Annotated in this window: 9 protein-coding genes; 8 read left to right on the top strand and 1 reads right to left on the bottom strand. The window is 73.6% G+C overall.

What is annotated here, in order from left to right:
- From UWG_RS0108330 to UWG_RS0108305, 6 genes are all read left to right on the top strand, one after another.
- Window positions 1-249: acyl carrier protein (locus UWG_RS0108330; protein WP_157838542.1), on the top strand; the 249-nt coding region annotated here is incomplete at its 5' end.
- A complete protein-coding gene (locus UWG_RS0108325) occupies window positions 239-1453 on the top strand; it encodes a beta-ketoacyl-[acyl-carrier-protein] synthase family protein (protein ID WP_078495615.1) in 1215 nt (404 codons plus the stop codon). The genes UWG_RS0108330 and UWG_RS0108325, both read left to right, overlap by 11 nt.
- Window positions 1454-1548: 95 nt before the next feature.
- On the top strand, window positions 1549-2688 hold the full coding sequence (locus UWG_RS0108320) for a beta-ketoacyl synthase N-terminal-like domain-containing protein (RefSeq protein WP_016906743.1): 1140 nt from the start codon (window positions 1549-1551) through the stop codon (window positions 2686-2688).
- Window positions 2685-4229 (top strand): benzoate-CoA ligase family protein, encoded by a 1545-nt coding sequence (locus UWG_RS0108315; protein WP_016906742.1) that lies wholly within the window; start codon window positions 2685-2687, stop codon window positions 4227-4229. The genes UWG_RS0108320 and UWG_RS0108315 overlap by 4 nt, the downstream gene beginning before the upstream one ends.
- Window positions 4226-4963 (top strand): thioesterase II family protein, encoded by a 738-nt coding sequence (locus UWG_RS31675; RefSeq protein WP_016906741.1) that lies wholly within the window; start codon window positions 4226-4228, stop codon window positions 4961-4963. The genes UWG_RS0108315 and UWG_RS31675 overlap by 4 nt, the downstream gene beginning before the upstream one ends.
- A gap of 184 nt (window positions 4964-5147) precedes the next feature.
- On the top strand, window positions 5148-7604 hold the full coding sequence (locus UWG_RS0108305; protein WP_016906740.1) for a PEP/pyruvate-binding domain-containing protein: 2457 nt from the start codon (window positions 5148-5150) through the stop codon (window positions 7602-7604).
- Window positions 7605-7677: 73 nt separating this feature from the next.
- Here the strand turns inward: UWG_RS0108305 and UWG_RS0108300 are convergent, their stop codons facing one another.
- Complete coding sequence (locus tag UWG_RS0108300; protein WP_016906739.1) at window positions 7678-8574, bottom strand: MIP/aquaporin family protein; 897 nt, start codon at window positions 8572-8574, stop codon at window positions 7678-7680.
- A gap of 491 nt (window positions 8575-9065) precedes the next feature.
- Between UWG_RS0108300 and UWG_RS0108295 the strand changes: the two genes are divergently transcribed.
- Both UWG_RS0108295 and UWG_RS0108290 read left to right on the top strand, forming a co-directional pair.
- Entirely contained in the window at window positions 9066-10073 is a 1008-nt protein-coding gene (locus UWG_RS0108295) for a dihydroxyacetone kinase subunit DhaK (protein WP_016906738.1), read from the top strand.
- Window positions 10070-10723, top strand: coding sequence for a DAK2 domain-containing protein (locus tag UWG_RS0108290; RefSeq protein ID WP_016906737.1), 654 nt, complete (start codon window positions 10070-10072; stop codon window positions 10721-10723). The genes UWG_RS0108295 and UWG_RS0108290 overlap by 4 nt, the downstream gene beginning before the upstream one ends.
- Window positions 10724-10948 lie beyond the last annotated feature (225 nt).

Here is a 10948-nt window from a genome sequence, read left to right as displayed (position 1 = left end):
TCATGCATGAACGAGAGCAACATCCCGGCTGCGGTAAGCGAGATCGTGGCCGGTGTCCTGACGATGCCGAGCGCGCAGGTACCCCCGCAGGCCCACTTCTACGACGACCTCGGGGGCGACTCCCTCCAGAAGTTGGAGGTCATCGCCCACATAGAGGCCCGGTTCGGCTGCCGGCTCACCGACGAGCAGGCCGCCTCGAGCGACACCGTCGAGGACCTCTCGCGTCAGGTCGCACAGCATGTTTCGTGATGCCGAGGGCCGACCGCGGATCGTGGTCACGGGCACGGGCCTGGCCTCCCCGCTGGGGACGGACGTCGGCACGTTCTGGCACCGCGTCACTTCCGGTGCGATCGCCACAGGGCCGGTCACACGGTTCTCCACCGACAGTTACCCGACGCATCTGGCGGCCGAGGTCTCCGACGACGGCCTCACCGCTCCCCAGGCACCGGACGGCGGCACACCCCGCTCCCTCCGCTACGGCCTGCACGCGGCCGAGGCGGCGCTGCGCGAGGCAAAGCTGCTGGACCACGACTGCCTGCGGCGTACCGGTGTCGTACTCGGAACGGTGATGGGCACCCGCCCCCACGTCGAGGAACTGCGCCGCCTGCACCGCTCCGTCGAGGCCCGCGCCGTCTGGGACGCTCCGTCGCTGCTGGCCGTGGCGCCGGCACGCCGACTCGGCCTGGGCGGACCACGACAGGTGGTCGCCGCCGGATGCGCGGCGGGCAACACCGCGATCGCCACGGCCGCGGACTGCATCCGCTCCGGGCAGGCCGACGCCGTTGTCACGGGCGGCGTGGACGAGCTGTCGGAGGCCGTCTTCGGACTCTTCACGACCCTGCGCGCCCTCGCACCGGACGAGGTCCGGCCCTTCGACCGTCACCGGCGCGGCATGATGCCCTCCGAGGGGGCCGGGGTCGTGGTGCTGGAATCGCTCGAGCACGCCGTACGGCGGGGCGCGCCGGTGCTCGCGGAGCTCAGCGGATACGCGGTGGCGGCCGACGCGCACCACATGACCGCGCCCCATCCGCAGGGGCTCGGCATGCTGCGGTGCATGAGCGAAAGCCTCGCCATGGCGGGGCTCCACGCCCGCGACGTGGACTACGTGAGCGCCCACGGGACGGGGACACCGGCCAACGACGCGCTGGAGGCCGCCTGTCTCGAGGACTTCTTCGGCGCGCGAGGCGGCCATCCGGCCGTCTCCTCGGTCAAGGGGATGCTCGGCCATTCCCAGGGAGCGGCCAGCGCCTTCGAAGCGATCATCTGCGTCCTGGCGCTCCAGCACGACCGTGTGCCGGGCAACCCGACGCTGCGGGACGTCGACGACGGATGCGCCGGGCTCGACCTCGTCGAGGGCTCGTTCCGCGACATGCCGGTGCGTGCCGCGCTGAGCAACGCGTTCGGCTTCGGCGGCAACACCTCGGCGATCGTCCTCTCCCGTTTCTCCGACTGATCCCGCTCCCCCGACCGAGGCCGACAACCGGCCGTCCGTTCCCCATGGCCACAGGGATTGACGTGCAGACACCCCTTCCTCCTCCCGCGTCCGCCGTGGCGATCACCGCACTCGGTGCGGTCACCGCCTCCGGCGCCTCCGTCTCGGAGCTCTTCACCGACATGCTGAGCGGACGGCGCCCCTTCACCGCCGAGAAGATCCCCCTCGTCGCCACCGCCCTCGCAGGCGAGAAGGACGAGGGCGAGGTCTACGGCGCCCACGTGCGCTGCCCCCTCGACGTGAGCGAGGTCGTCGGCGACCGGGCGGCGCGCACGTTCAGCCGCGACAGCCGCCTGCTCCTCCACACGGTGCACACCGCCGGGGCCCGGCCCGTCCCCGAACCCGACCGCACAGGCGTGGTGTTGGGCACCTTGCGGGCCGGGCGCAACGAGTACCTGGCCATCCACAACGCGTCGCGCGGGGACGGCGGCCCCGTGAACCCCGTATGGGGTCCGCAGTCCGGCTACAACGCGCCCGCGGCCCAGCTCTCCATCCACCTCCCCGCCAGGGGACCGAACCTCACGCTCGCCTCCGGCGCAACAGCGGGCCTCGACGCCATGGTCCTCGGCGCCCGGCAGGTGAGCACGGGCACGTGCGACGCCGTCGTGGCCGGTGGTGTCGACATCCTCTCCCCCGCCGTCGCCGGCCTCCCGGGATCGGAGGACGTGCCCGAAGGAGAGGCGGCCGCCGCCGTGGTGCTCCGACGGCCCGCGCCGGACGGCCCCGTCCTCGGGCATCTCCTCGGCAGCGGGCAGGCCACCGCGCTGCCCGACGACCCCGCCCTCGGCGCCACCTCCGCTCCGGCCGCCGCGGCGGAGGCGGCGGTCCGCGAGGCCCTCCGCACGGCCGGGCGCCTCCCGTCCGAGGTGGGCCTCGGGCTCGTCGCGTGCGGCGGCGACCGGGAGGCGGAGGAGGCGGGGACCGCCGCACTCGCCGCGGTCTTCGGCGACGAGCTCCCGTCGTGCTGCCCGACCCGTACCGCAGGCCGCACGGGCGGCGCCGACGGGGCCCTGGCGTTCGCGGTGGCGCTGGAGGCGCTTCGGCGCGAGGCCGTCCCCCTCGCCCCAGTCGAACGGCGGTCGCCCGACGGCGGAGTACCGCGGCCCGCGGGACCGCTCGCGGTGTGCCTGAGCGCAGATCCCGGAGGCCACGCCACCGCGGTCCTGCTCCAGGGCCGCAGCGGGGAGGCAGCGTGAACGACGACGGTACGGGCGCCAACGCCGCCTGGTGGTACCTGGACAGGCACCTGGCGAGCGGTAACGGCGACGAACTCTGCCTGCTCGACGACGACGGCGCACTGACGTACCGCCAACTCCACGAGCGCGCCTGCCGGATGGCACGTGTCCTGCACGAGGCCGGAGTCCGGCCCGGCGACCGCGTCGTGACCGTGCTCCACGACAGCTCGGACGCCGTGGCGTGCCTCCTCGCGGCGGTGCGCATCGCCGCGGTACCGGTGCCGGTCAGCCCGGTGCTCACCTCCGCCGAGCAGCGGTACATCCTCGAGGACTGCGGCGCGCGCGCCCTCGTCGTCGAGAAGGGGGAGCACGAGCCTGCGCGGGAGGCGGCGGCCGGGGGCGTCACCGTGTGGAGCCGCGGCCCCGAGGCGGGCAGGGTGCGCTGCCTGGCCGACGAGCTGTCAGACGCGGCGCCGCTCCACGAAGTCGCCCCGTGCGAGGACGACCACCCGGCGCTGATCCAGTACACCTCCGGGAGCACCGGCCGTCCCAAAGGCGTGGTCCACCTGCACCGGGGGCTGCTGGCCCTTCCCGAAGGGGTGGGCGCACACCTCGGGCTCACCTCCCGGGACCGCGTCCTCTCCACGGCGAAGCTGCCCTTCGGCTACGGCTTCGGGAACTCGCTGCTGCTGCCGTTCTCCGTGGGGGCGTGCGCCGTCCTCTTCTCCGGCAGGGCCGAACCGCTCGCCGTCGCGGCCCTGTTGCGGCGTACGCGGCCGACCGTGCTGTTCGCGGTGCCGACGCTGTACGCCGCGCTGCTCTCGGTACCCGACGCGGAGGACCGGATCGACTTCTCCTCCGTGCGCCTCGCCGTCTCGGCGGGCGAACACCTCGGCCCGCAGCTCAGCACCCGGCTGGCCGAGACCTTCGGCCTCACCGTCGTCAACGGCCTGGGGTCGACCGAGTGCCTGCACATCTTCATCGCCACGGTGCCGGGCGTCTCCCCGCCGGGGGCGACCGGGGTCCCCGTACCCGGCTTCGAGGCGGAGGTCTGCGACGACGCGGGACGGACGCTGGAGGCGGGCGGCATCGGCCGCCTGCGGGTCCGGGGCCCCAGCGTCGCGGACCGGTACTGGGACCAACCCGGCCTCACGGCCGGGACGTTCCGTGACGGCTGGGTGTACACGGGGGACACGATGACCTACGACCCCGCGGTGGGCTGGACGTACCTGGGGCGCACCGACAACATCGTCAACGTCGGTGGCACGAAGGTGCTCCTCTCGGAAGTGGAGGAGGAGATCCTGGCCGTCCCGGGCGTGGGCTCCTGCGCGGTGGTCGGGGTGTCGGACGAGGACGACGTCACCCGCATCGTCGCCCACGTCGTCCCCGCGCCCGGCGCGGACCAACAGCTCGAGGAACGCGTCCAGGCCGCGCTCCGGCGCCGACTCCCGCCCTTCAAACGGCCGCGGACCCTGCACCTCGTCGACGCCCTGCCCCTCACCTCCACCGGGAAGACCGCACGCTTCCTCCTCCGCGGACAAGAGAAGGAGCGGGAGTCATGAGAGCCGGACCCGAACGCGTCGTACTGAAGAAGGGACACGGCTTCCGCCTGATCTGCGTCCCGTTCGCGGGCGGCTCCGCCCGCTCCTTCGTCAGGCTGTCGCAGCACACCCCGGAGGACTGGCACGTCACCGCCGTACAGCCGCCCGCCGGACAGGGACCGACGGACGCGGAGGCGCTCGCCGGCTTCTACCTCGACCTGCTCTCCGACGCACTCACCGGGCCCGGCCTCCTCCTCGGGCACAGCCTGGGCGCCGTGGTGGCGTACCGGATGGCCCGTCTCCGACCTCCGTCCCCCGACGACGACCTGCACCTGGTGATGTCGGCCCCGCCGGACCCCGGACTCTCCGCGCGGAGCATCCTCGACCTGGACGACCGCGCGCTCCTCGCGGAGGCCGCGCGTCGGGGCATGCTGCCCGACCTCCGGGTGTCCGAGGACTTCGCGCTCCGCTTCGTCCTTCCCCATCTCCGCGCGGACCTGGGCCTGTTGCGGGACGGCTGGGAACCCGACCCCGTCGACGTCCCGGTCCACCTCCTCGGCGGCAGCCTGGACACGGCCTCTCCCCCCGCCACCGTGCAGCGGCTGGAGGAAGCGCTCAAGCCGCGGTCGACCCGGACGGTGGAAGGGGGCCATCTGTACATCGTCGACCAACCCGCACGGACGGCGGACGCGCTGGTCGACATCGGTCGCCGGATCACCGACGGCACCCCCGATGCGCGGGACGCCGCGCGCTGAGCGTGCCGGCCGCGCCGTCTCCGTACAACCGGCGCCGTCCGGCCGGGGGTTCCTCGTACGCTCGCCCGGCGGATCGGGCCGGACGAGGGCGCCGCCGGCACTCTCGGAAGGACCCCGCCGTTCCCGTGGACGGGCCGCTGCGGCCGGCGGCCGTACCGAAGTACCCGATGATGAGGAGAGCCGAGTGAGCAGAGACAACGGAGAAGCGGGACCGCTCACGGTGCCGCTCGACGACCCGGTCGCGGCCGACCGCGCAGAGGTCGGAGGCAAGGCAGCCGTACTGGCGCAGATGAAACGAGCGGGCTTCCCCGTGCCCGAGGGGTACGTCTTCCCGGTCCGCGCGATGGCCCGGCATGTGCGGGGCACGGAGGCGCCCGAGGCCGACGACGTCCGGGCCCGGCCGCTCGACGACGCTCTCCGCTCGGCCGTTGCCGAGGTGGCCGCGCACCTCGCGGGGCCCCTCGCGGTGCGCTCGTCGGGCGTCGACGAGGACGGTGCCGAGGCGTCCCACGCGGGGCAGTACACGACCGTCCTCGACGTCGAAGGGGAAGAGGCGCTGAGCGAGGCCCTGCGCACCTGTTGGGCCTCCGGCTACTCCGCCGCCGTGCGGGAGTACCGCTCGGTGAGCGGCGACGGGTCCGACGCACCGATCGCCGTCCTCGTCCAGCAGATGGTGCCGGCCGAGACGGCGGGGGTGGCGTTCACGGTCAACCCGGTGACGGGCGCACGCGACGAGGTCCTGGTCAGCGCGGTCCGCGGCGTGGGGGAACAGCTCGTATCCGGCACGGTGTCGCCCGACGAGTGGGTCGTGCCCGCGGGCGGCTCGGGCGAGCCGCGCAACACGTCGGCGCAGCACGACGCGCTGACTGCGGCTCAGGCAGGCGAGGTGGCCCGGCTCGCCGAGCAGGTCGCCGAGGTCACCGGAGGGCCGACCGACATCGAGTGGGCCCGCTCCGACGGGCGGCCGTACCTCCTCCAGGCGCGCCCGATCACCGCGATCGCGGAGCCGGAGCCGGACCCGGTGCCCGTCGGCACCGACCCGCCCCCCGGGTTCTGGGCCAAGGACACCACGCACGCTCCCCTGCCGCTGCTCCCCATGACGCGGAAGCTCATGGAGTACAACAACGAGGTGCTCCGCGACGTGTGCGCCGAGTTCGGACTCCTGCTCAAGGGACTCGCGTTCGCGACGATCGGCGGCTGGCGCTACATGGGCACCGAGCCCCTCGCCCCTGCCGACGTGCCGGCCCGGATCGCCGCCTGCACCGACGCCGTGCGGGAGAACCTCGCCGCCCGGGCCGTCGAGGAGTGGTCCGCCACCGACCGGCCGCGCTTCGCCGAGCGCATCGCCGCTCTGCAACGGACGGACCTGGCGACCCTCTCCGACGAGGGCCTCGCCGCGCACCTCGCCGACGTGCACGCCCTGCACCGGAACGGCACCGAGGTGCACTTCCGGCTGCTCGGCGCCGTCTCGATCCTGCTCGGGAGGTTCGGCCTGTTCGTGACGGGCACCCTGGGCTGGAACGAGAGCCGCGTCTTCGAACTGCTGAGCGGGCTCTCCGAGGAGAGCACGGGGCCGGCACGCGCGATGGCCCAACTGGCCGACCTGGCCCGGGAGAAGACCGACGGCACCCCCGGCGCCGCCGAGCTGGACGCGCTCCTGCGGACGGACTCCGAGTTCTCGGCGGCCTTCGAGGAGTACCGCACCGCGTACGGCTGCCGGGCGCTCCAGTACGAGCTGGCGAACCCGGCCCTCGCGGAGCGCCCCGAACTGATCCTCTCGCTCCTGCGGGACCAGCTCGCACAGGAGAGCGATGCGCAGCGGCCGACCCACCCGGCGGACGACGCCCGGCGGGAGGCGGTCCGGAAGGCCAGGCGGGAGCTGGAGGGCAGCGCGGAAGCCGCCCGGTTCGACGCGCTCCTGCGCGACGCCGAACACGCCTACCCCGCAAGGGAGGACAACGAGTACTGGACGATCAGCGCCCCCAACGCCCTGATGCGCTGGGCGGTTCTGGAAGCCGCCCGGCGGCTGGTGGAGCGCGGCCTTCTCGCCCGCCCCGACCACGTCTTCTTCCTGGAGCCGCAGGAGGTCCGGCAGGCGCTCCTCGACGCCACCGACGTCAGGGACCTCACCACCCGGCGGCGCGGGGAGCACCGCTGGGCCCTGGAGAACCCCGGCCCCGGCACCTACGGCGAGCGACCGGGCCCGCCGCCGCCCATGGACCAACTGCCGTCCGAGGTACGGGAGACCATGGGGGCCTTCCAGTGGACGATGCAGCAGATGAACGGCTCGGCGCCGGCACCCAGGGACGGTGACGCGCACCGGGTGAGCGGTGTGCCGGGCGGGGCCGGCCGCTACACCGGCGTTGCCCGAGTCGTGCTCAGCGAGGCCGAGTTCGACAAGATCCGCTCCGGCGACGTCCTCGTCTGCCCGATCACGTCGCCCGTGTGGTCGGTGGTCTTCCCCAGCATCGGTGCACTGGTGACGGACACGGGCGGCGCGCTCTCGCACGCGGCCATCATCGCCCGCGAATACGGCGTTCCGGCGGCTCTCGCCACGGAGAACGGAACCCAGGTCCTCACCGACGGCATGCTGGTGACGGTCGACGGCATAGCGGGAACGGTCGAGATCATGGAGCCGTAGCTTCGGTCCGCTCCGCACGGGAAGCGGTCGCCGGGGGCCACGCCCGCGTATGCGCGGTGGGCCCCCGGCGGGGTCACTCCTCGGGGACGCGTCCGCCCTGGGTCGGCTCGATGCGGGCCCTGACGACGGGACTGACGATCAGGTCGTAGACGAGAACGCCCGCCACGCCGCCGATGAGGGGCCCCGCCAGGGGAATCCACCAGTAGCCGCTGAACCACTGGAAGCTCCCCGGGAAGGCGATGGAGTCCCAGCCTTTGAGGTAGGTGAACAGCCGCGGCCCGAAATCGCGGGCGGGGTTGATGGCGTACCCCGCGTTGGTGCCGAAGGCCAGGCCGATCACGGTGACCACCATGCCGATCAGGAACGGTCCGACATTCGATTTCGGCGCCATGTTGCGCGTATCGGTGAGCGCGCAGATCAGCAGGAGCAGCACGCCGGTGCCGACGATCTGGTCGAGCAGCGGCCCCCACCAGGAGTCCCCGAAGTACTCGGCGGGGAACGTGGCGAAGATGGAGAAGGTGTCGAGCGACTTCCCGCGGGGGGTGCCGGCGTCGGCCGTGAACGCGTCGATCGCCCACCGGTACGTGGCGTAGACGAGCGCTGCCCCGGCGAAGGCACCGACGACCTGCGCCGCCCAGTACGCCGGGACCTTGGCCCACGCGAAGGTCCGCCGCACGGCCAGCCCCAGCGTCACCGCGGGGTTGATGTGGGCACCGGTGATACCGCCGGCGACGTACACGCCGAAGACCACGGCGAAGCCCCAACCCCAGGAGATGATGAGCCAGTTGGCGGCGCCGAAGTCCGCCGTCTGACGGCCCGACCCCGGTAGCCCTGCCAGGGCGACGGCGACGGACCCGCACCCCAGCAGGACCAGGACGAAGGTGCCCAGGAATTCGGCGAGCAGTTCACCGCCGAGGCCCTCACGGTAGCCGCGTCGTTGTGAACCGTGCTCCGCACGGCGCTCGCCCATCGGTCCTCCCTCGCTCGGGACGGCGGTTTCTCCGCGTGGTATGCACGACGGACCGCCCACTCTCGTGAGGGGAACGTAGGCGGAAGGCGCACCTCCTGCTGAGCGGTTGCCCGCGTGTCCGGGATTTCTCCACCGAGCGGCGCAGAGCGCGGGACCGCGCCGGCCGCGAGCCGGGCGTCATGTGCGGAAGGGGCGCGGGCGAGCCGGGGTCGCCGACTCCGGTTCACAGACCGCGGTCTCGTCGCCGTACGCCGTGCCGGTATGTCCGCCACTCAGCACAGTCGCGCCACCCTACGCGGCGGCTTCTCGCGTCTCGGCGCCACCGCACGGCTCCCTGCGGGAAGCGAAGAATGAAGCCTGTTGGTCGTCTACTGCGTCGGCGTCGCCGTCCTCTCCGCGCTCGCCGCTTCCAGGCTGCGGGTCGGAGAACAACGGGACGCGGGCATTTCGGAGACCGGCGCTGCCTCCTCATCCGAAAGGACACCGGCGCGATGAACCGCCTCTTCCTTCCCGACACAAAACCCGTCGACACCTCGGTGCACGGCTTCGCCCGCGCCCACGGCTCCCTCGTGGAGCTGCACGAAAGCCCCCTGTTCCTCACCGCGACCGCCCCGCACCCGGACCGCCGTACGGCGCTGGTGTCCGGCGGCGGCTCCGGACACGACCCGCTCCACGCCGGCTTCGTCGGCCTCGGCATGCTCGACGCCGCCGCGCCCGGCCGGATCTTCGCCTCGCCGCACAACCGCCAGGTCTACGAGGCGAGCCGCGCGGTCGCCCGGGAGGAGGGTGTGCTGCACATCGTCAAGAACTACACGGGGGACCGCATCAACTTCGGCATCGCCGCCGAGCGGCTGCGTGCCGACGGCGTCGAGGTGCAGCGCGTCCTCGTCGACGACGACCTCGCCACGGAGAACCACCAGACGGCGACGGGCCGGCGCGGCACGGGCGCCGCCCTCGTCGTCGAGAAGATCCTCGGAGCCGCCGCCGACACCGGCCTGGGCCTCGAGGAACTGGCCCGGCTGGGAGACGACGTCGTCGCCGCCTCGCGCAGCCTCGCCGTCGCCGGCCGGGCGCAGACGTCCTCGTCGCGGGGCGGCGAGGCGTTCTCCCTCGCGGAGGACGAGTTGGAGTACGGCGTCGGCATCCACGGTGAACGCGGCGCCGCGACCATCCGGCGTCCGGCGCTCGACCGCATCACGGAGCAGATGACCACCGAGCTCCTCGACGGCCTGCCGGATGTCGGGGACGGTGTCCTCCTGCTCGTCAACGGGCTGGGCGGGACCACTCCGCTGGAGCTGTACGCCGTCCACGAACTCGTCAGTCAGGAACTGGAGAAGCGGCGCGTGGAGGTGGGGGCACGCCTCGTCGGCACCTTCGTGCCCGCCCTGGACATGAGCGGCTTCTCCATCACCCTGACCTCCCTGCGCCCCGGTTGGCTCGACCGGTGGCAGGCCCCCGTACGCACACCCGCCTTCCCCTGCACGGAGCCGCGCTCATGACGACGATCGACCAGGACCGCGTGGTACGCACCTACGCGCAGGCGTCCCACACCGCACACGACGCGCTGACGGCGCTGGACCAGATCTCCGGCGACGGGGACTTCGGCGACAACCTGCGCGAAGGGCTCGACCGGACGGTCGCCGCGCTCGACGCCGCCGACGGCGCCTCGGCGACCGAGGTGGCAGGGAGCGTCTTCCTCGACGAGGTGGGCGGCACCAGCGGCCCGCTCATCGGCCTGCTCTTCAGCGAGATCGGCCGCGCCCTCGCCGGCACGGCGGACGACCGTGCGGGCTGGACCGACGGGGTGCGTTCCGGCCTCGCCGCCATCCAGCGGGTCGGCGAGGCCGAGCCCGGCGACCGCACGCTCGTCGACGCGCTGGTACCGGCGCTCGCCGCGCTGGAAGGCGACGACTCGTGGACGGGCGTCGCCGAGGCCGCGCTCTCCGGCGCCGCGGCGACCGCGGGCACCCGGGCCCGCCGCGGCCGCGCCTCCTACGTCGGGGAACGCGCCGTGGGCAACCCGGACCCGGGCGCCACCGGTGTCGCCCTCCTCTTCTGGGCCCTCGCCCGCGTCGCCGAACCGGACTCCGGGCTGGGCGACATCGAGGAGCTGGTCCCCGTCCCGACCGACCGGGACCGCGCCGGCTGACCGGGGCGGGGCCTCCCCGTCGGATCGGGACGGCGCCGAGTGCCGTCCGGTCCGGCGGGGTTGCAGGTCGCGGGGCGCCTTCTTCCCGGCAGGAGACCCGGCGGCCCGGCGCGGGCCCCGCACCGCCGCTCGGTCACCACCCGCACCGTCCTCAGCAGCGACGCCCCGTCCCTCCCAACCAGCAGCCGCGTCCGAAGAGTTGCCGCCTCCCTCTCGGCAGCGGAC

Origin of the sequence: Streptomyces xiaopingdaonensis, assembly GCF_000262345.1 — a bacterium.
GTDB lineage: Bacteria > Actinomycetota > Actinomycetes > Streptomycetales > Streptomycetaceae > Streptomyces > Streptomyces xiaopingdaonensis.
The sequence above is the reverse complement of the archived record's forward strand: the minus strand, read 5'-3'. Positions and strand labels throughout refer to the sequence as shown.